General features: G+C 69.5%; 10 protein-coding genes. All 10 read left to right on the forward strand.

The features are described from left to right. Positions 1-12 precede the first annotated feature (12 nt). The 10 genes from ACE3QP_RS00515 to ACE3QP_RS00560 all read left to right on the forward strand — a co-directional run bounded on the left by ACE3QP_RS00515 (position 13) and on the right by ACE3QP_RS00560 (position 22,001). Complete coding sequence (locus ACE3QP_RS00515; RefSeq protein WP_374432706.1) at positions 13-6,696, forward strand: Hpt domain-containing protein; 6,684 nt, start codon at positions 13-15, stop codon at positions 6,694-6,696. A 45-nt stretch (positions 6,697-6,741) separates the two neighbouring features. Continuing rightward, a complete protein-coding gene (locus ACE3QP_RS00520) occupies positions 6,742-7,776 on the forward strand; it encodes a GGDEF domain-containing protein (RefSeq protein WP_374432707.1) in 1,035 nt (344 codons plus the stop codon). Positions 7,777-7,905: 129 nt separating this feature from the next. Then, entirely contained in the window at positions 7,906-8,631 is a 726-nt protein-coding gene (locus ACE3QP_RS00525) for a TetR/AcrR family transcriptional regulator (protein ID WP_374432708.1), read from the forward strand. After that, complete coding sequence (locus ACE3QP_RS00530; RefSeq protein WP_374432709.1) at positions 8,628-10,013, forward strand: efflux transporter outer membrane subunit; 1,386 nt, start codon at positions 8,628-8,630, stop codon at positions 10,011-10,013. The genes ACE3QP_RS00525 and ACE3QP_RS00530 overlap by 4 nt, the downstream gene beginning before the upstream one ends. 9 nt (positions 10,014-10,022) lie before the next feature. Beyond that, on the forward strand, positions 10,023-11,105 hold the full coding sequence (locus tag ACE3QP_RS00535; protein ID WP_374432710.1) for an efflux RND transporter periplasmic adaptor subunit: 1,083 nt from the start codon (positions 10,023-10,025) through the stop codon (positions 11,103-11,105). After that, positions 11,106-14,195 carry an efflux RND transporter permease subunit gene (locus tag ACE3QP_RS00540; protein WP_374432711.1) on the forward strand — a complete coding sequence of 1,030 codons (3,090 nt, stop codon included), beginning with the start codon at positions 11,106-11,108 and terminating at the stop codon, positions 14,193-14,195. A 1-nt stretch (position 14,196) separates the two neighbouring features. Beyond that, on the forward strand, positions 14,197-15,162 hold the full coding sequence (locus tag ACE3QP_RS00545) for an alpha/beta hydrolase family protein (protein ID WP_374432712.1): 966 nt from the start codon (positions 14,197-14,199) through the stop codon (positions 15,160-15,162). After that, positions 15,163-15,645 carry an N-acetyltransferase family protein gene (locus ACE3QP_RS00550; protein ID WP_374432713.1) on the forward strand — a complete coding sequence of 161 codons (483 nt, stop codon included), beginning with the start codon at positions 15,163-15,165 and terminating at the stop codon, positions 15,643-15,645. Between the two features lie 478 nt (positions 15,646-16,123). Beyond that, the gene (locus ACE3QP_RS00555; protein WP_374432714.1) at positions 16,124-19,294 is read left to right on the forward strand and encodes a Calx-beta domain-containing protein; all 3,171 of its coding nucleotides are present in this window, start codon (positions 16,124-16,126) and stop codon (positions 19,292-19,294) included. A 31-nt stretch (positions 19,295-19,325) separates the two neighbouring features. Beyond that, positions 19,326-22,001: a LuxR C-terminal-related transcriptional regulator gene (locus tag ACE3QP_RS00560; protein ID WP_374432715.1), complete on the forward strand. Its 2,676-nt coding sequence runs from the start codon at positions 19,326-19,328 to the stop codon at positions 21,999-22,001. The last annotated feature ends 105 nt before the right edge of the window (positions 22,002-22,106 follow it).

Raw genomic sequence — 22,106 nt, forward strand, 5'->3', positions numbered from 1 at the left:
GGCCTTCGGCGCATGATCTCTCCCTCCGACCAGGAAAACCGTGACTCCGCCGACCTGACGCCGCTGGCCTGGGTGCAGGAGGAGATCCGGCGCACGCTTGAGGGCGTGCACAAGAGCCTGCGCCGCACGCTGCGTGAATTTGATCTGCGCAGTGCCACCGGCCAGGTCGATGCCAATCAGCTCGGCACCGGCCTTGGGGCCGTGGCGCAGCAACTGCACCAGGTGGCAGGCGTGCTGCGCATGGTGGGCCAGCCCGAGGCTGCCAACTTGGCGGTGGCCAACGAAGGCCTGGTGCGGCGCATGGCCGATCAGGTGCGCGTGGGCGCGGCCGAGGTCGAAGCCATTGAGCGCGCCGATTTCGCGCTGCTCACCTACATCGTGCGCCGCCTGGGTGCGAACCCGGCCTCGCCACTGGGCCTGTTCCCGTCCTACCGGCGGGTCCAGGAACTGGCGCAGGCCGAGCGTGTGCATCCGGCCGATTTCTGGTCGGCCAATTTCGAGTGGAAGACCCTGCCGCCGCCGCAGCTGAGCCAGCCCGTGCCGGCGCTGGACGCGCTGCGGACGGCATTCGAGACCGCGCTCCTGCGGCAAATGCGTCAGACCACGCCCGTGCATGCGGCGCAACTGGCCGAGTTGTGCATCGGCCTGGCAGCGGCGCTCGCGAGTGAACCGCAGGCCAGCTTCTGGCAGTTGGCGGCTGCCCACTTTGAGGCCCAGGCGCTGGGTCAGGTGGACACCGACGCTTATGTGAAGCGCCTGGGTTCTCGTCTGCTCGCGCAACTGCGCAGCCATCTGCAAGGCCACCCCCAGCCGGCGGATCGCCTGGTGCAGGATCTGCTGTTCTATTGCGCCCAGAGTGGCGACCCTCCCGAGGGCCGCGCGCCGCACCTGCAGGCGGTGCGGGCGGCCTACGGCCTGGATGGTGCACTCAGCGGCGACTACCGCGACGAGAGTCTGGGCAAGGTCGACCCGGCACTGGTGCTGCAGGCGCAGAAGCGCGTGCTGGCGGCTAAGGAGGCCTGGGGTGCTGCGGCCGAGGGCGAAGCCGCCCGCGCCGCCAGCATGAACGAAGCGTTTGCCAGCCTGGGTGAATCGCTGCAGCAGATGGTGCCCGGTGCCGAGGTGCTGGTGCAGACGCTGCAGCGCGCCGCGGTGCTCACGCTGCGTTCCGGGCAGCGCCCGCCCGCGGCCCTGGCCATGGAAATGGCCACTGCCCTGCTGTATCTCGAAGCCATCTTTGATGACGGCGTGTTCGATTCGCCCGAACAGGCCCAGCGGGTCCAGCGTGTGGCCCAGCGTGTGCAGGCAGCTGCCTCCGGTCAGGCCGAGGATTCGCTCGAGCCCTGGATGGAAGACCTGTTCCGCCGCGTGGCGGACCGCCAGACCCTGGGCAGCGTGGTGCATGAGTTGCGCCACAGCCTCACCGAGGTTGAGCGCCAGGTCGACGAATACTTCCGCGACCCGAGCCGGCGCGAGCAGCTGATCCCCGTGCCCAGCCAGTTGCAGGCCATGCGCGGCGTGTTCACTGTGCTCGGCCTGGATCAGGCCGGCATCACCTGCGTGCGCATGCGCGACGAGGTGGACCGCCTGTGCAACACCGAGGTTGACCCCAGCTTGCCCGGGCCGCGCGCGATCTTCGAGCGCTTGGCCACCAACCTGGGTCAGCTCGGCTTCCTGATCGACATGCTGAGCGTGCAGGCCCCGCTGGCCAAGTCGATGTTCCGCTTCGACGATGCCAGCGGCGAGCTCAAGGCGCTGGTGGAGCGTGAACGGAACGAGCTGCCGGTGGCGTTGCCCAGCCTGGTGGATCAGGCCCGCGAGGCCATGGCCAGCGAAGACCCGCAGGCCAAGCGCGAGGCGCTGGAGCAGGTGGCCTTGCAGGCCGCCGCCGCCGATCAGCCCGCGCTTGCGAGTGCCGCCAAGGAAGCGGCTGCCGCGCTGCAGGCGCCCAGCCTCGACTTTGGTTCGCTGGAACTGCCCAGCCTGGACCTGGAGCCCAGCGCATCTGCTGCGGACGACGCGCCTGCCAGCACCGCGCTGGAGGCCCTGGAAGCCCTGGTGGCGCCGCCAGCGGCTCCGGAGCCCGCGCCCAGTGCTGCCTTGCCGGAAACCGAGGAAGCCCTCGACCAAGAGATGCTCGAAATCTTCTTGGAAGAGGCCGCCGAGGTGGCTGAGACCGCGCGTGCGGCCTTGGCGCAGCTGGCCGACGATCCTGCCAACAAGGGTGAGCTGACGACAGTCCGTCGCAGCTTCCACACCCTGAAAGGCAGCTCACGCATGGTGGGCCTCAACGAGTTCGGCGAGGCGGCCTGGGCGTGCGAGCAACTCTTCAATGACTGGTTGGCGGACGGCAAGCCCGCCAGCGAACGCCTGCTGAGCTTCAGCGCCGATGCGCTGGAAGAACTTTGCGCCTGGCGCGATGAGGTCGCGGCCCAAGGCCGCAGCACCCGTCGCGCACAGAGCCTGCGCGAGCGCGCCGACGCCTTGCGCCTGGGCAAGCCGATGCCCGCCGCCGCGCCGGTGGCCCCGAGCTTCGTCAGCACCGAACCTGCCCTGGACAGCGTGGCGGCCGAGCCTGTGCCGCCGCTGACGCCCGAGCTCCAGCTGGACTTCGAATCGACGGCCCCGCTGCCCGAGGCTGCGGAAGCCGCGCCGCTGGAGGGGACCGAGACCGAGACCGTCACACTCGACTTCAGCCTGGAAGAGGCCCCAGCCGAGTTGGGCTTGAGTGATGCTGAGGTCGAACCCATCGCTGCCCCGGTGCTCGAAACCCTGCCCGAGCCGGAGGTCGAGACCCTCGAGCTGGGTGCCGATGACCTGCTACTGGGCACGCCCGCGCCCGCCGAACCCCAGGCCGAGGCCTTGCCCGTGCCGGAGATGGTGGAGCTGCCGGCCGACGAGGCGGGCTTTGAACTGGATCTGAGCTTGCCCACACCGGCTGAGCCACAACCGGCGGAAGCCCTGCCAGCGCTCGAGCTCAAGCTGGATCTGGGTGAGCCTGAGCTGCAGACCCTGGCCGAGCCCGAGGCCGCGATCAGTCTTGCCGAAGCCGCACCCGAGCCCGCACCGCAGGCCGTGGCGCCGCTGGAGCTGAGCTTCGGAGCCGCGGGCGCGGAAGCGCTCGAGCCCACCCATGCGGCAGAGGCCTCTGCCGACGCTGCCCTGCCCGACCTGGCCGCCGAAGCCGCCACTCTTGACCTGCGCGTTGCCGAGCTGCAGGCGCACACCGGGCACGAACCGGAACACGAACCCGACCTGTCGGGTGACCAGCCGACGCTGGATCTGCGCGATGACATGCGCACGCTGGACCTGAGCGCCGACATGCCGACGCTGGATCTGAGTGCGGATGTGCCCACGCTGGACCTCAGTGCCGATATGCCCACGCTGGACCTGTCCGCGCCCAGCGCACCGGACGTCGAGGCGCTCGCACCGACGCTGGATCTGCGCATGCCGGCCGACGAGCCCCTGATCCAGGCGGCGATGGAGGGCGTGCACGCGAGTGAGACGCTTGCCGCGGCGCCCGAGCTGACCGAACTGCCGGTCGGCTGGCCGACCGAGCTGCCGATTGAAACCGTGCAAGCGGCGAACGCCATGCCGGAAGAGTCGCCCGTGTCTTCGGTTCAGGCCGAAGCCGAGCCGCAGTCAGACGGCGAGCCTGTGGCGGAATCCGTTGCTGCGCCCGAAGTGGCAGAGGACGAGGAACGCCAGATCGGCTCGCTGCGCGTCTCGCGCGCCTTGTTCGATATCTTCGTGGGCGAAGCCGATCAGCAGTCCGGCCGCCTGGTGCTGGAGCTCGCCGAGTGGGCGGCCCAGCCCGACGAGGCACCGCCCGCGAACACCGAGGTCTATGCGCACGCCCTGGCGGGCAACGCCGCAACGGTGGGGTTCGAGGCGCTGTCCGTGCTGGCGCGTGCGCTGGAGCATGCCCTGGGCCGCGCGCAGCGCGCCCGGGTCTTTGATGCCGAGGTGGCGGCACTGTTCCGCCGTGCGGCGGAAGAGATTGCGCATCTGCTGCATCAGTTCGCCGCCGGCTTCCTGCGTGAGCCCGCGCCTGAGCTGGTGCCGGCCCTGCAGGCTTACCAGCCCGAAATGCGCGACGAGCCCGACACCGGGCTGGGTGCACTGGGCGAGTCCAGCGCACCGGCGCCCTTGCTCGACCACTCGCCGGTGGAGCATGCCGCAGTGCTGTCGGCCCGTGCCGATGATGCCGAGTACCTGAGCGGCGAGCCCGACCAGATCGACGACGAACTCTGGGAGATCTTCGAGGAAGAGGCCAGCGACCTGCTGCACCAGTTGCACGCACGTCTGCGTGACTGGACCGGCCACGCCCAGGACGACGCCCGGGGCGACGCCTGCATGCGCACGCTGCACACCTTCAAGGGCGGTGCGCGCCTGGCCGGTGCGATGCGCCTGGGTGAACTGGCGCACCGCCTGGAATCAGCGGTCGAGGGCCTGATGGGCCGCGGCAACCGTGCGGCTGCCGACCTGCTGCCCCTGCAGGATCGGGGCGACGAGCTGGAAGTCGAATTCGAACGCCTGCGTCTGGCCTTCCGCCAGCCCAAGCCCGCCCCCGTGCCGACACCGGCGCCGGTGGCTGCCCCTGCGGCCGAGCCTGATCTGCTGCTCGAAGAGCATCTGGTCGACCTGGAGCTGGAGCCGCCCCCGCCGGCCGAGCCCGAACCGGTGGCGCCGCCGCCGATTCCCCTGTCCGAGCGCGAGCTGCCGCCGCTGCCCGAACCCGAGCCCGAATTCATCGTCGGCCCGGAGGCCGTGAACTGGGACCGCTTTGCCGGTCTGGGGGCCCGCGAGATCTCCAGCGCCGATGCTGCGCCGCTGGTCAGTGGCCAGGCCATGGTGCGCGTGCGCTCCAGCCTGCTGGACCGCCTGGCCGCACAGGCTGGCGAGGTCTCGATCCGTCGTGCGCGGATGGAGAACGAGCTGACGCAGATGAAGACGGCGCTGCTCGAACTCGACGACAACCTGGAACGTCTGCGCACCCAGCTGCGCGAGCTGGAGGTGCAGGCGGAGGCGCAGATCAGTTCGCGCCAGGAACAGGCCAAGGCCCTGGGCTCCGACTTCGACCCGCTCGAATTCGACCGCTACACGCGCTTCCAGGAAGTGACGCGCATGCTGGCCGAATCGGTGAACGACGTGGCCACGGTGCAGCGCTCGTTGCAGCGCAACGTTGCGCAGGGCGAAGACGAGCTGGCCGCACAGTCGCGCCTGACGCGTGAGCTGCAGGACGATTTGCTGCGCAGCCGGATGGTGGAGTTTGACTCCCTGGCCGAGCGCCTGCACCGCGTGGTGCGCCAGGCGGCGCGCGAGGGCGGCAAGCAGGTGCAGCTGGAAGTGCAGGGCGGCGGCATCGAGCTGGACCGCGGCGTCCTGGAGCGTCTGATCGGCGCCTTCGAGCATTTGCTGCGCAACAGCGTGGCGCACGGCATCGAGCAGCCGGCCGAACGCGAGAAGGCCGGCAAGGGGCCGATGGGCACCATCCGCATCAAGCTCTCGCAAGAGGGTAACCAGGTGCTGATCGCCTTCAGCGACGATGGTGCCGGCCTGAACCTCGCCCGCATCCGCGAGAAGGCCGGCAAGCTCGGCCTGTTGCCGGAAGGCCGCGAGGCGACCGACCACGAGCTCATGCAGCTGATCTATGCGCCGGGCTTCTCGACCGCCGGCCAAGTGACCGAGCTGGCCGGCCGCGGTGTGGGCATGGACGTGGTGCGCGCCGAGGTCAACACCCTGGGCGGCTATGTGCTGACGCGCAGCCAGGCCGGCAAGGGTGCCGAGTTTGACCTGCGCGTGCCGCTCACCACCGCCCTGACGCAAGTGGTGCTGCTGCGCTGCGGTGAAGTCGAGGTGGCGGTGCCCGCCAGCTTGGTCGACTCCGTGCTGCGCCTGCCCAATGCGCAGCTGGAAAAGGCCTATGCCGAGGGGCATCTGACCGCCGGCATGCGCGGCCAGGAGATGCAAGTGCCGATCTACTGGATGGGCGGCCTGCTCTCGCACAACGACCACCCGCAGCTGCACGGCAAGCATGCCGCCGTGGTGCTGGTGCATTCCGGCCCGGACCGCATCGCTATCCATGTGGACGAGGTGGTCGGCAACCAGGAAGTGGTCGTCAAGAACCTCGGCCCGCAGCTCATCCATGTGCCGGGTCTGGCGGGCATCAGCCTGCTGGCCAGCGGCTCGGTGGCGTTGATCTACAACCCGGTGGCCCTGGCCGAGCGCTACGGTGCCCAGGCCAATGCGCGTGCCCATGCGGGCGGTGCGCCGGTCATTGCACCGGTCGCGGCCGCCGAGGTGCTGGCGCCGCTGATCCTGGTGGTGGACGATTCGCTGACCGTACGTCGCGTCAGTCAGCGTTTCCTGGAGCGTGAGGGCTACCGCGTGCAGCTGGCCAAGGATGGTCTGGATGCGATGGAACAGCTGGCGCGCGAAGAGCTGCCCGATCTGGTGCTGTCCGACATCGAGATGCCGCGCATGGATGGCTTCGACCTGGTGCGCAACCTGCGTGCCGACGAGCGTCTACGCAAGCTGCCGGTGGTGATGATCACCTCGCGAATCGCCGCCAAGCACCGTGAATATGCCGAGGCGCTGGGCGTGCAGGGCTACCTGGGCAAGCCCTATGACGAGGAAGTGCTGAAGGGTCTGATCCGTCAGTACACTGGTTCGAAGGCGACTGCGGTCGCGTGATCGGAAAGGGGCAGGGCGCAGCACCTGCCCCCCGCCAAACAGGGCATGACGAAGGTCGTTGAACAACTCGCGGAGTTGACAGGCTACAAGGACCGGGACGTCATGGACGTCACTCTGGTCGTGGCCCTGCGCGACCTCCTCAATCCCTTGTGCGTCAGCATTTACCGCGCCGTCGGCACGCCGCCGGATCTGCGCTGGATGTCGCGCGCGCACCTGGGCTATGGCGAACTGGTGCCCACCGCCGATTCCCTGGCCGGTGATCTCTCCAGCCTGCCGCCGCTCGATCAATACCCGGCCCGCCTGTCCTGCCTGCAGCGGCGTGAACTGCGCGAATCGGCCAGCCGCTCCGAATTCACCTGCCATTTCCCGCTGCTGTCCGAGCACGATGGCGACGGTGTGCTCGAAGTGGTCACCCGCACCCGCCTGAGCCCGGCCGAACAGCGCACCGTCAGTGCCATCCTGCGCGTGTTCCACAACTTCCAGGGCCTGCTGGATTACTCGGAGCGCGATTCACTGACCGGCCTGCTGAATCGCAAGACCTTCGACGCCAGCTTCCTCAAGCTGCTGGGCGAGGCCCCGGCCATGCCCAGCGCGGTGGCGGTCGGCGATCGCCGCCATGACGTGCATGCCACCTACTGGCTCGGCGTCATCGACATCGATCACTTCAAGCGCGTCAACGATGGCTTCGGCCACCTGATTGGCGATGAAGTGCTGCTGCTGCTCTCGCGCCTGATGCGCACCTGCTTCCGTTACCACGACCGCCTCTACCGTTTCGGCGGCGAGGAGTTCGTGGTGTTGATCCGCTGCGAATTGGGCGACGACGCGCAGCTGGTGTTCGAGCGCCTGCGCCAGCAATGCGAGGCCTTCAACTTCCCGCAGGTGGGTCGTGTGACCCTCTCGATCGGCTACACCCGCATCCGCAACCCGGACACCCCCACCGCCTGTTTCGACCGCGCCGACAAGGCCGTGTACTTCGCCAAGCACCATGGCCGCAACCAGGTGCATGGCTACGAGCAGTTGCTGGTGGCTGGCCATGTGCAGGAAGAGAGCGAAAAGGCCAGCGACGTCGAGCTGTTCTAAGGCGCCCGCTCTCCATGCCAAAGGCCGGACACTGTCCGGCCTTTGGCGCTTCTGGCCCCTTCATCACTCCGGCGGAGTTTTCGCAAAAAATCAAGCAAGCGCTTGAATGGTTTGCTAGCATGCGCCGCCATGTCGAAAACCCTTAGTCCGAAACCGCGTCCGACCAAGAGCCCGGGCCGGCCACGCCAGACCCAGGAACAGGGCGCGCGCGAGCGCCTGCTGGATGCTGCCTCGGTGCTGTTCGCCGAACAGGGCTTTGCCGAAACCTCCACACGCGAGATCTGCACCGCAGCCGGGCTGAACCCGGGCGCCATCCACTACCACTTCGGCGACAAGGACGGGCTTTATCGCGCCGTGCTGGCGCGCCCGCTGGAAGTCATGAGCTCCCAGCACGCAGGCTTTGCCGACCCGGCACTGAGCCTGCGTGAGGGCCTGGCGCGCTTCTTCGGTGCATTCCTGAGCGAGGCTGCCGAGGAGTTGGAGCTCCGCCTGCACCTGCGCGAGCTGCTCAAGCCCAGCACGGTCTACGCCGAGACCATCCAGGAATACATCGGCCCCAACCAGCGCGCGCTCTCGGCGCTGCTGGCCCGCCACATCGGCGTGGCACCCGACGACGAGACCGTGCTGCAGCTCGGCTATGGCCTGGTGGCCATGGCCCAGGACTACTGCCTCTCGCGCGCCTTCATGCAGCTGCTGACGCCGGGCTATCTGGCCGACCCCCAGGCGTTCGAGCGCATCCGCGAGCGCCTGCTGGACTGGGCTGAGGTGCTGGTGGCGCACGAACGTGCGCTCCACGCCGCAGGGCCCCAGGCAAGCGCGTCGAAGAAGACCTCCTTACCCAAGACGACTCGATGAAAACCGCTTCCCAACTGGGCGCGCTGGCCGTGGCCCTGCTGCTGTCGGCCTGCGCCGTGACGCCGCCGATGCAGGACCCCAAGCCGCCGCTGCCCGCGCAGTGGCTGGCCCCCTTGCCCCATGGCGGCCAGGCCGCCAGCCTGGTGGACTGGTGGCAGGCCTTTGGCGACGCCCAGCTGCTGGCCCTGCAGGCCCAGGCGCAGCAGCGCAACCCGCAGCTGGCGCAGGCGCTGGCGCGCTTGAGCCAGGCACGCGCCCAGCGCGAGGCGGCCGGGGCGCTGCTGGCGCCCCAGCTCAACGCCCAGGCCAGCGCCCAGCGCGCCAAGACCCTGCCGAGCTTTCAGGCCATGGGCAGTGGAGTGGCGCAACTGCAGGCCAGCTGGGAGATGGATCTGTTCGGCGCCCAGCGCGCGCAGGCCCAGGCTGGCCAGGCCCTGGCCGAGGCGGCGCAGGCGCAGTGGCATGAGGCGCGCGTCAGCCTGGCTGCCGAGGTGGCCCAGGCCTACCTGAGCTACCGGCAGGCGCAGATCGCCGCCGGCCTGGCCGCGCAGGACCTGGAAGCCGCCGAGCGCATCGAGCGTGCCGCTGCCCAAGCCGCCGAGCGGGGCCTGCTGGCACCGGCACAGGCGGCCGAGGCGCGTGTGCAGCTCTCCGAGGCGCAGGTCATGGCGGCCACGCAACGGGCGCTGCCGGGGCTGTGGCTGCAATCCCTGGCCCTGCTGGTGGCGGATGACGCTGCCGCGCTGGCCCAGCGCCTGGGCGAGGCCGCCTTGCCGCAGGCACCGCAATTCCCCGTGCCCGGCGTGCCCGCCACCGTGCTGGCGCAGCGGCCGGACTTGCGCAGCGCCCACCAGCAATGGCTGGCCGCGGTGTTCGAGCAGCACAGCGCCGAAGCGCAGCGCTACCCGCAGCTCAGCTGGGGCGCGCTGCTGGGCGAGGGTCGGCTGCGTATGGACGGCCAGACCCTCAAGGGCGGCATCTGGTCCATCGCCCCCAGCCTGAACTTGCCGCTCTTCGATGGCGGCCTGCGCAAGGCCCAGAGCGCCGCGGCGGCCGCGCGCGAGCAGGAGGCCCGTGCGGCCCTGGAAGCCCGCTGGCGCCAGGCCGTGGCCGAGGTGGAGGAAGCCCTGCTGACTGTGCAAAAGAGCGAGACCCAGGTGGCCGCCGTGCAGGCCGCGATCTCGCAGTGGCAGCGCCTGGACGCGGTGGCCGAACAGCGTGCGCGCGCCGGGCTCATCAGTGGCCTGGAGCGCGCGCAGGCGGCGCGCCAGTTCATCGCCGCCAAGCAGGGCGCCTACGAACTGGCACTGGCGCGTTCCAACGCCTGGATTGCCCTGTATCGCCGCCTCGGGGGCGGCTGGTCGCAAGAACAAGATTCCTGAAAGCTCGACATGAAGACTCAAGCCCTTGCGCTGGCGCTGCTGGCCGCCCTTTCCCTGAACGCCCAGGCCCAGCAGGCGGCCCAGCCGGCCCAGCCGGCCCCGGCGGGTGCGCCCAAGCCGGCGCTGAACGTCAAGCTGGTGGCCGCGCAGAGCCAGAACTGGCCGCAAACACTTTCCGCCACCGGCAACCTCGCTGCCTGGCAGGAGGTGGCGGTGGGCAGCGAGACCGGCGGGCTGCGCCTGGTCAAGGTCGAGGCCCAGGTGGGCGATGCGGTGAAGAAGGGCCAGCTGCTGGCCCAGCTGGCCAGCGAGACCCTGGAGGCCGAGCTGGCCGCCACGCGCGCCGGCCTGCGCGAAGCCGAGGTGGCGGCGCGCGACGCCGCGGCGCAGGCCGCGCGCGTGCAGGCCCTGGCCGGGGGCGATGCGGTTTCGGCCCAGCAGGTCGAGCAGCTGCAGGCCAGCGCCGCCGCGGCGGCGGCGCGGCTGGAATCGCTGAAAGCCCAGCTGCGTGCGGCCGAAGTGCGGCTCTCGCACACGCGCGTGCTGGCGCCGGATGACGGCGTGATCGCCGCCCGCGAGGCCCTGCCGGGGGCCATGGCCCAGCCGGGGCAAGAGCTGTTCCGGCTGATCCGCCAGGGCCGGCTGGAATGGCGGGCCGAGGTGCCGGCACCCGAGCTGGCGCAGCTCAAGCCGGGCCAGGCCGTGACGCTGACGCCGGTCGGCGGCCAGCCCCTGGAAGGCCGGGTGCGCGTGGTGGCGCCCAAGGTGGACCCCGCCACGCGCAACGGCCTGGTCTACGTGGACTTGCTCAAGCCTGGCGCAGCGCGCGCCGGCATGTTTGCGCGCGGCGAGTTCCAGCTGCAGAGCGGCACGGTGATCGCGCTGCCGCAGAGCGCCGTGCTGCTGCGCAACGGCTTTGCGTATGTGTTCCAGGTCGACAAGGAGATGCGCGTGCGCCAGCGCAAGGTCGAGCTGGGCCGCCGCGTGGGCGAGGCCGTGGAAATCAAGGCCGGGTTGAAGGCGGGTGAAAGCGTGGTCGCGCAAGGTCTGGGCTTCCTGGCCGACGGCGACCTCGTCAAGGTGGTGAAGTAAATGCTCAACGTCTCGTCCTGGTCGATCCGCAAGCCGGTTCCATCGATCCTGCTCTTCATCATGCTGACGGTGGCCGGCCTGCTGGCCTTCCGGGCGATGAAGATCCAGAACTTCCCCGACATCGATCTGCCCACCGTCATCGTCACCGCCCAGCTGCCCGGCGCCGCGCCGGCGCAGATGGAGACCGAGGTGGCGCGCAAGATCGAGAACAGCATCGCTTCCATCCAGGGCCTGAAGCACACCTACACCAAGGTCTACGACGGCGTGGCCACCGTGGCGGCCGAGTTCCGCCTGGAAAAGCCCACCCAGGAAGCGATGGACGATGTGCGCGACGCGGTGGCGCGCGTGCGCTCCGACCTGCCCGCCGAGCTGCGCGACCCGGTGATCAGCAAGATGGACCTGAGCGGCTCGCCGGTGCTGGTCTACACCCTGGCCTCGGAGCGGCGCGATGAGGAGGCCCTGTCCTGGTTCATCGAGAACGAGCTGAGCAAGAAGCTGCTCTCGGTGCGCGGCGTTGGCGCGGTGGGCAACGTGGGCGGCGTCAAGCGCGAGCTCAAGGTCGAGCTCAGCCCCGAGCGCATGCTGGCCCTGGGTGTGAGCGCCGCCGAGGTGTCGCGCCGCCTGAAGGAGGTGCAGCAGGAGGCGCCGGCCGGGCGCTCGACGATCGGCGGCATCGAGCAATCGCTGCGCGCCATCGCCACGGTGCAGAGCGCCCAGGAGCTGGCGGCGCTGGAAATCCCGCTGATGGACGGCCGGCGTGTGCGCCTGGACCAGGTGGCCACGGTGGCCGACGGCATCGCCGAGCGCCGCTCGGCCGCGCGCGTCAACGGCAAGCCGGTGGTGGCCTTTGAAGTGACGCGCGCCCGCGGCGCCGGCGAGGTGGAAGTGATGCACGGCGTGCGCGCCGCGCTGGCCGAGCTGAAGGCGGCGCATCCCGATCTGGTCGTCACCGAGGCCTTCAACTTCGTCGACCCGGTGGTGGAGAACTACCAGGGCTCGATGAGCCTGCTGATCGAGGGCGCGCTGCTGGCGGTGCTGGTGGTCTGGCTGTTCCTGCGCGACGGCCGCGCCACCTTTGTGTCGGCCGTGGCCTTGCCGCTGTCGGCCATCCCGACCTTCCTGCTGATGCACTGGATGGGCTTCACGATCAATATCGTGACCCTGCTCTCGCTCTCGCTGGTCATCGGCATCCTGGTGGATGACGCCATCGTCGAGATCGAAAACATCATGCGCCACTTGACGATGGGCAAGACGCCCTTCCAGGCGGCGATGGAGGCGGCGGATGAAATCGGCATGGCGGTGATTGCCACCACCTTCACGCTGATCGCGGTCTTTCTGCCCACCGCCTTCATGAGCGGCGTGCCGGGCAAGTTCTTCGTGCAGTTCGGCTGGACGGCGGCGCTGGCGGTGTTCTTCTCGCTGGTGGTGGCGCGCATGCTCACGCCCATGATGGCGGCCTACATGCTCAGGAAGCCCAAGAAGCCGCACCCCGAGCCCTTCTGGATGCCGATGTACATGCGCTGGGCCAAGTGGTGCCTGCAGCACCGCGGCAAGACCTTGGTGGCCATGCTGGTGTTCGGCGTGGCCAGCTGCGCCCCGCTCTTCATGGGCGCGATTCCGGGCGCCTTCATTCCGCCCGATGACCTGTCGCAAACCCAGGTCTACCTGCAGCTCGAACCGGGCAGCCGGTTGGAGCAGACGGTGGAATTGGCCGAGGCCGCACGCCAGCGCGTGGCCGCGAACCCGCATGTGAAGCTGATCTACACCGCCATCGGTGGCGGCGCCGCCGGCTCCGACCCCTTCCAGGGCAGCGGCGCGCCCGAGGTGCGCAAGGCCACGCTGACGATCAACCTGACCAAGCGCCAGGACCGCCCCGGCGTGACCAAGCAGATGATCGAGAAGGACCTGCGTGAGCGCCTCTCCGACCTGACCGGCGCGCGCATCAATGTGGGCTTTGGCGGCTCGGCCGAGAAGTACATCCTGGTGCTGAGCGGCGACGACGGCGAGGCCCTGCTGGCCCATGCCACCCAGGTGGAGCAGCAACTGCGCACGCTCAAGGGCATCGGCCAAGTGACCAGCAGCTCCAGCCTGCAGCGCCCCGAGCTGGTGCTGCGTCCCGATTCGGCGCGCGCCGCCGACCTGGGTGTGAGCACCGCGGCCATTGCCGACACCCTGCGCATCGCCACCGCGGGGGATTACGACCAGCTGCTGCCCAAGCTCAACCTGGCCGAGCGCCAGGTGCCGGTGGTGGTGAAGCTGCCGGACGGTGCCCGCGCGGACCTGGCCCTGATCAAGCAACTCACCGTTCCGGGTAGCAAGGGGCCGGTGGCGCTGCAGCAGGTGGCCGAGCTGGAGCTGGCCAGCGGCCCGGCGCAGATCGACCGCTTCGACCGCTCGCGCAACGTCAACTTCGAGATCGAGCTGAACGGCCGCGCCCTGGGCGAGGTGGCGGCCGAGGCCGACCTGCTGCCCGCGCTGAAGAACCTGCCCGCCGGCATCACCAAGACGGTGACCGGCGACGCCGAGGCCTTTGCCGAGCTCAGCGCCAGCTTCCTGCTCGCCATGGGCACCGGCGTGGCCTGCATCTACATCGTGCTGGTGCTGCTGTTCCACGCCTGGGTGCAGCCGCTCACCATCCTGGTGGCCCTGGTGCTGTCCATCCCCGGCGCCATCCTGGCGCTGTTCGTCACCGGCACCGATCTGTCCATGCCGGCCATGATCGGCATGATCATGTTGATGGGCATCGCGACGAAGAACTCGATCCTGCTGATCGAGTACGCCATCGTGGCGCGCGACGAGCGCGGCCTCACGCGCCTGGAAGCCCTGCTGGACGCCTGCCACAAGCGCGCCCGCCCGATCGTCATGACGACGCTGGCCATGGGCGCGGGCATGCTGCCCATCGCGCTGGGCTTCGGCACCGACCCGAGCTTCCGCGCGCCGATGGCGATCGTCGTCATCGGCGGCCTGATCACCTCGACCTTTCTTTCCTTGCTGATCGTGCCGGTCGTCTACACCTGGGTGGACGACATGGTCGAGTGGTTCATGCGCCGGCTGCGCCGCAAGGCAGTACCGGCGGTACAGGAGGCTTGAGATGAAACGTCGCGTGCTCTTGTTGGCCGGTGCCGGCGGCCTGCTGGCCTGCAGCGCGCTGCGCGCCCGTGAGGAACCGGCACCGCAGGAGGCGCTGGCGCCACCGGCCTGGCGCTACGAAGAGTTCGACTGGCTCGATGCCACGCGCCAGCGCGAGGTGCCGGTGCGCCTGTACTTGCCGGCGCAAGCCCCGGCCGGCCCGCTGCCCCTGGTGCTGTTCTCGCACGGCATCGGCGGTTCGCGGCGCGGCTACTCGTACATCGGCCAGCATCTGGCCAGCCAGGGTTTCGCCAGCCTGCATGTGCAGCATGTGGGCAGCGACCGCAGGCTCTGGGGCGGCAACCTGCTGCAGCTGGCCTGGCGCCTGCAGGCCGCGGCGCGCACCGAAGAGGCGCGGGCCCGCGCGCACGACCTGCGCTTCGCGCTCGACCAGCTGCTGGCCCAGCAGCCCGGCCTGGTGGATGAGCGCCGCATCGCCGTGGCCGGCCATTCCTACGGCGCCAACACCAGCCTGCTGCTGGCAGGGGCCGCCATTCCGGGCGAGCCCGAGCCCCTGGCCGACCCGCGCGTGCGCGCCGCGGTGTTCATCTCGGCGCCGCCGCTGCACGGCGTCAGTCAGCCCGAGCGCGCGCTGGCCGCCATCCGCGTGCCCAGCCTGCACATCACCGCCACCGAAGACGTGATCCAGGTGCCCGGCTACCACAGCACCGCGGCCGAGCGCATCGCGCTCTTCCAGGCCACCGGCAGCCCGCTCAAGCGCCTGGTGGTGTTCCAGGGCGGCTCGCATTCGGTGTTCACCGACCGCAGCGGCACTGGCGGCGTGCTGGCCAACCCGCGCATCAAGCAGGCCACCAAGGAAGTGGTGGCCGAGTTCCTGCACGGCGTGCTCGATCTGGGCACGGTGGACCATCTGCACGGCTGGTCGCAACGTCATCAATCCCTGCTCGCCCACTGGGCCGCCGCCTGAATGTCCTTCTCCATCCGCCCCGCCGCCCCGGCCGATGTGCCCGCCCTCGTCGGCCTGATCCGCGAACTGGCCGAGTTCGAGCAACTGACCCACCTGGTGCAGACCTCGCCCGAGCGCCTGCACGAACACCTGTTTGGCGAGCGCCCGGTGGTGGAGGCCGTGGTGGCCGAAAGCGCGGGCCTGGTCGTCGGCTTCGCGCTCTTCTTCACCAATTACTCCACCTTCCTCTCCTTGCCCGGGCTCTATTTGGAAGACTTGTACGTGCAACCGGCCCAGCGCGGCAGCGGCCTGGGCCAGGCGCTCTTGCGGCACCTGGCGCAGATTGCGGTGCAGCGCGGCTATGGCCGCTTCGAGTGGAGCGTGCTGGACTGGAACGTCAACGCCATTCGCTTCTACGAGCGCATGGGCGCCACGGTGATGCCGGACTGGCGCATTTGCCGGGTGACCGGCGAGGCCTTGCAGAGCCTGGGCCGCGCCGGCTGAAGCCCGGCCCCGGCCGGGTGTGCGCTATGCCACGCCGGCCGCTGCTGCGGCCTTGGCAGCCGCGCGTCCGCAGGAACAATTCCGCCGTTGGCCGGACTGCTGTGCTTCTGCCGGTCACATGCTTGTTGTCGTTGTCGCGTCGTGCTTGGCGATCAAATGGACCCGGAAATAGCCCTTGCGGGCAATGGGCTTGGTTGAGATATTGATTTAGAAAAGTGGAGGAACTGTGATCTTTTCGGGCTTGATTAAAGTTGACTGCATCTTGGGGGTCCAGACAGGAATCTATGAGGCTTCAAATAATTTGGTTAGGGTTCGATTCGATGTGATCCCATCGACGACGGAGGCCTCAAGCCTAAAAGTGTTGAATGCAGCGCAAGTTGCGAATGTTTGGACGGCACTAGACTACATCTCCTCGGTTACTGGAGTTCAATTTGTTCCGTGGGGAACGGCTGGAGCCGGCAGTTCAATTACTTTTGGCATGGGCTACACGTACGGCTGGGCCGGCTTCTGTGAATATGATGGTGGCACTACCTACGATATTGTCATTGACAACCGATATGAAGATCTGAATGAATTGAGTCCGGGTAATTTTGGTTATGAGGTCATTTTGCACGAGCTCGGACATGCTCTTGGCTTGGATCACCCTCACGACGGACCATATACGCTGAGTGGGCCGGAAAATAATTCGCACAACACACTGATGTCGTACAACCATTGCGGCTCACACAGTGTGTTCAGTCCATACGATCTTTGGGCGCTGCAGTGGATATATGGCGGCGATGGCGTAAAAGGGGTTTATGGAATTGGAGGGACCTCAGGCCCCAGCCTGCCCCCCGAGGCCTATCCGCCCATCACCCACGACATCGCCGGCGGCGGTGCCGTCAGCGAGTCCATCGGCAGCTACAGCTTCACCGTTACCCGCGCGGGCAACGTCTCGGTGGCCACCACTGTCGCCTGGGCGGTGAGCGGCAGCGTGGACGCCGCCGACTTCGGTGGCACCTTGCCCAGTGGCGTGGTAAGTTTTGCCGCCGGTGAAACCAGCAAGACCATCAACTTCCAGGCCAGCAACGACGAAGCGGCGGAGGCCGACGAAGTCTTCACCGTCGCTCTGGGCGCGCGCACCGGCAACGGCGCCATCCTGGGCACTACCTCCAGCGCCAGCTACACCCTCACCGACGACGACACCCCGCCGGTGATCAGCATCATCAGCGACGCCCGCGACACCGAGGGCGACAGCGGCAGCAAGACCCTGAACTTCACCCTCACCCGCAGCGGCAACCTGGGCAAGGCCAGCGAGGTGCTGTGGACCTTCGTTCACAGCAGCACCCATGCCGGCGATTTCGCGGGCGGCAACCCGGCGGCAGGTGGCAGCGTCACCTTCCTGCCCGGCCAGAGCAGCACCCAGATCAGCTTCCAGATCGCCGGCGACACCGCCATCGAGGCCAACGAAACCTTCTTCGTGGACATCACGCCGCTGAGCTTCGGCGTGGCCGGCAACACGCGGGGTGTGGGCACCCTCGTCAACGATGACTTCAACAACCGCTTCACGGTCTCGGCCCCGCAGGCCCAGATAGTGGAGGGCGTTTCTGGCGCCGAGAAGGCGGTCGACTTCGTAATCACCCGCACCGGCGACAGCAGCGCGGCGGCCACGCTGGTGTGGGAGCGCGGCGGCAACGTCAACGCAGAAGACCTGGGCACCAGCACGCCCAACAACGGGCAACTCAGCTTCGCCGCCGGCCAAACCCAGCAAACCCTGCGCCTGTTCGTCAAGGGCGACGCCCGCATCGAGGGCGACGAAACCCTGACCATCACCCTGCTCGACGTGCAAGGCCTGGGTTCCGGCCTGGGCACGCCGGCGCAGGCCAGCGTCACCGTGCAGGACGACGACCCCAAGGGCGAAGTCACCGTGCGCGCCACCACCCCGGCCAGCGTGAACGAAGGCAACAGCGGCAGCGTGCTGCACCGCTTCACCCTGACCCGCAGCGGCGATGTGGCCGACAGCGCCAGCATGCCCTGGCGCATCAGCGGCGATGTCAATGGCGCCGACTTCGGCGGCACCCTGCCCAGCGGCACCGCCAGCTTCGCCGCCGGCTCGGCCACCACCACGGTGGAAGTGATCACCCTGGGCGACACGCTGTTTGAGGCCGACGAGAACCTGATCCTGGTCGTGACCGAAGGCGACCGCGTCAAGCCCGCCGCCAGCGGCGCCAGCGCCACCGTGCGCTTGGTGAATGACGACATCCCCAACGAGGTCAGCATCCGCGCCAGCAATGCCGCGCTGACCGAAGGCTCGGCACCGGGCATCGCCACCGGCTTCCAGTTCGTCGTCACCCGCATTGGCGACCTGACGCAAGCCGCCACGGTGGACGTGCAAGTGCAGGGCGCGGGCACCTACCCGGCCAATGCCCAGGACTTCAAGGGCGGCGCCTTCCCGAGCTTCAAGCTCAACCTGCCTGCCGGCAGCGCGCAATCGGTGTTCTTCATCGAAGTGGCCCAGGACACCCTGCGCGAAGCCGACGAAACCTTCAAGGTGGTGCTGCTCAACGGCCAGGGCGTCAGTGTTTCGGCCACGCAGGGCGCGGCCGAATCCATCATCCGCACCGACGAGCCGGCCCCGACCGTGAGCGTCAGCGCCCCGGTCGTCAGCATCATCGAAGGCCACAGCGGCCCCAAGGCCGTGAGCTTCACCGTCACCCGCACCGGCGAGAGCTTCAGCCATCTGGACCAGGCGGCCACGGTGCAGTGGAGCCTGGGCGGCAGCGCCGACGCCAACGACCTGATGCAAGGCCAGGCCCGCAGCGGCAGCCTGAGCTTCGAGCCCTGGGAGGCCAGTAAGACCGTGACCGTGCAGGTGCAGGGTGACACCACGGTGGAGCCGAACGAAACCCTGAGCTTCAGCCTGACCCAGGCCGAAGGCGCGGTGCTGAGCGCCACCCAGGCCAGCGCCAGTGTGACCGTGCAGAACGACGACAACCCGCTGCGCACCGTGCAAGGCACGGCGGCGGCGAACGAGAAGATCGTGCTGCAAGGTGCGCGGGGCGACTACCGCATCAGCTTCGAGCCGTCCACCGGCGCGCACAAGCTGGTGGACCAGGTGCAGGGCCGCGATGGCGAGATCAACGCCAGCGCCATCGAGGTGTTTGAGTTCGCCGGCGGGGCGCGCTTCAAGGCCATTCCCAGCGCCACCGAGCTCACGATCGTGCAGCTCGGCCAGACCGTGCTGGGCGCGGCGGGCCTGAACAGCGAGTTGTGGGCCTTGTGCACCGACTACGCGGCCCAAAGCGGCATGCCGGCGCTGGCCCGCCTGGCGGTGCAGGAACTGTTTGCCACGGCCTCCGCTGCCGATATGGCGCGGACGGTGCTGCGCAATGTGGGCCTGGCCCCGGACACCCTGGCCGGCGGCGCCCCGGTGTTTGACGCCACCCTGGCCCTGGTGACCGGGCTCTTCAGCGGTGACGTGGCGGCTCGCGGCGAGGCCCTGCTGTTTGCCGCAGCCCGCCTCGCCGCCCTGGCCGATGACCCGACCTACGGCCCGGCCGCCCAGGCCTTCAACGCCCGGGTGGGTGCGGAGTGGATGGAGGAATTTGCCGGCCACCCCGCAAGCCTGGTCGGGCTGCCTGACCCCTTGCTGGATGTGCCTTTGGGGTGAGGCCCAAGCTCGTTACAGAATGCCGGCCACCATGAGCCTGGCCACCGTCCCTGCCGAGATCGCGATCACCAAGATCCAGGCGCCCAAGCCGCGCAGCAGCGGCTTTCTGGCGCGGGCGCGGATCGAGGAGCGCCTGGGCCAGGCCTTGCTGCGCCAGCGCCTGGTGCTGGTGACGGCGCCGGCCGGCTATGGCAAGACCTCGGTGCTGGCGCATCAGCTGGGCGAATTGCCCGACGGCGTGGCCCATGCCTGGGTGGCGCTGGAAGAGGGCGACGACCTGCAGCGCCTGCTCGAAGCCCTGGTGGCCGCGCTGGAACCCTATGACCCGCCCTGGCGCACCGCGCCCGAGGCCCTGGCCACCACCGCCACCCAGCCGGGCCGGCGCGCGGCGGTGGTGAGCGAGCTGGTGAATGCGCTCGATGCCTGCGAAGTGCCGCATGGCGTGATCGTGCTGGACGACCTGCACCGCGTCAGCGACCCCGAGGCGCTGGAGTTCCTGAAGCTGATGGTGGAGCGCCTGCCCACGCGCTGGACCCTGGCCGTGGGCACCCGCACCGAGCCCCCGCTGGCCCTGCCGCGCCTGCGCGCCCTGGGCGAGCTGGCCGAGTTCCGCCAGCTCGACCTGGCCTTCGGCCGCAGCGAGGTGCTGGCCCTGGTGCGCCTGCTCGGCCTGCCCGAGGAACGCGCCGAGGCCTTGTGGGAGCGCACCCAGGGCTGGCCGGTGGGCTTGCGCCTGGCGCTGAACGCCTGGCAGGACGTGGCACCCGGCACGCAGCGCCTGCCGCCCATCAACCGCCATGTGTTCGACTACTTGGCCGCCGAGGTGCTGGACCGCCTGCCCGAGCACCTGCGCCGTTTCCTGCTGCGCTGTTCGGTGCTGAGCGAGCTGGACCCGAAGCGCTGCGCCGCGCTCAGTGGCGAGCCGCGCGCGGCCGAGCTGCTGGAGGAGATCGAGCGCCTTGGCCTGTTCGCCACCGCCATCGACGGTGAGGACGACGGGCTCAGCGCCCCGCTGACCTTGCGCCTGCACGACCTCTTCCGCGCCGCCCTGTTGCACCGCCTGGAGCGCGAGCACCCCGAGGAGCTGCCCGGCCTCTTGAAAACCGCCGCCGCCCATGAGCCCGACCCGGCACGCAGCGTGCCCCTGCTGGTGCGGGCAGGCGAGCTGGATGGCGCGGCCGAGCTGCTGCTGGCGCATGGCCACCGCCTGCTCACGCTGGGCGCCGGCGCGCTGGTGGACCGGCTGCTGGGGCTGTTCCCGCCCGACTTCCAGCAGCGCTGCCCGGACTGGCTGCGCATGCAGGGCCTGGCCGCCTGGAACCGCTGGGACTGGCCCGCCATGCTGACGGCGATGCAGCAGGCCGAAGCCGCCGCCGCGGGCGACCCGCTGCGCCAGGCGGTGGCACGGGTCTATCAGGTCATCGCCACTCTCTCGCTGGACCGCTTGGAGCCGCCCGAGCGGCATCTGCAGGGTTTTGACGAGGCCGCGCTGCCGCTCAATGCCCGCGTGGTGTTCCTGTTCAGCCAGGCCTGGTTCGCGCTGCAGACCGGCCGCCTGGGCGAGGTAGGCCCGCTGCTGCACCGCATGGTCGATCTGCTGGAGCAGACCGACGCGCACGAAGTCTGGTATCAGGTGCTGCCGGTGCCGCGCTTTGTGGGCCTGCCGGGCCAGCCTGGGCTGGGCCATGCCAACGGCGCGCTGCAGCGCTATGCCGAGGGCCTGCTGCGCATAGCGGCCGACGCGCCCACGCCGCTGCGCGGCATTGCCGTGGTGCAGCAGGGCTGGCTGCTGCTCTGGGCCGGCCAGCTGGATGAGGCCGAAGCCGCGTTGGCGCGTGCCCGCGCCGACGCCCACTGGGCCGGCGAACCGGTGACCGTGCGCGTGCCGCTGAAAGCCCTGACCGCACTGCTGCGCACCGCCCAGGGCCGCGGCGACGAGGCGCTCGAAGAGGTGCGCCAGCGCGTCACCGATCTGCCGCGCTCCGGCGGCCTGAACACGCGCTGGACCGCGCTCTTCCTGTGGGGCCGCGTGGCCGTGGCCTTCGGCCGCCTGGACGAATGGCAGGCCTGCCGCGAGCAGCTGGACCGGGTGCGCGCCGCCTTGGGCTACGAACCCCTGCTGGGCCGCGCCGTGCCGGCGCTGGAAGCCTGCGTGATGGGCCAGCGCGCCGCCGAGGTGCCGGCCTGGCAGGCCCTGCTGGAGCAGGAGGAGTCCATCGACATCATGGGCCTGGCGGTGGAAGCGCGGCTTCGCTTGGCCGAGGCCCTGCTGGCCCTGGGCCGGCGTGCCGAGGCCGCCGAGGCCCTGCTGCCGCTGCCCGCGCGCGTTGCCCGCCAGGGTGGGCCCGGGGGCGCGCTGCTGGCCCGCAGCGCGCTGCGCCGCGTGGCCGAGCAGGCCTGGGGCGATCTGCTGCCGGCCGACTTGCAGGCCCAGCTGCGCCGCTGCGCCGGCCTGGGAGCGTTGCCCCTGGCCGAACTGCCCAGCCCGCTGAAGCCGGCGCCGGCGGCGGACATTGCGGCCGCTGGCCTGACGGCGCGCGAGCTGGAGATCCTGGAGCGCCTGGCCGCGGGCGAGAGCAACAAGGTCATCGCCCGGGTGTTCGAGCTCAGCCCCTTCACCGTCAAGCGCCACGTCGCCAACATTCTGGAAAAGCTCGGCGTGCAATCGCGCGGCCAGGCGGCCGACTGGTTCCGCCGCCGCGCCTGATCAGGCGCTTGCGGTGGACAACAGAGACTTGAGCATCTTGACCGACCGGGCAGGCTGAGCGCTGTCTGCGTCTTGATCGCGGGCCGTCAAACCTGAGCAGACCTT

The organism is Inhella sp. (assembly GCF_041912635.1).
GTDB lineage: Bacteria > Pseudomonadota > Gammaproteobacteria > Burkholderiales > Burkholderiaceae_C > Inhella.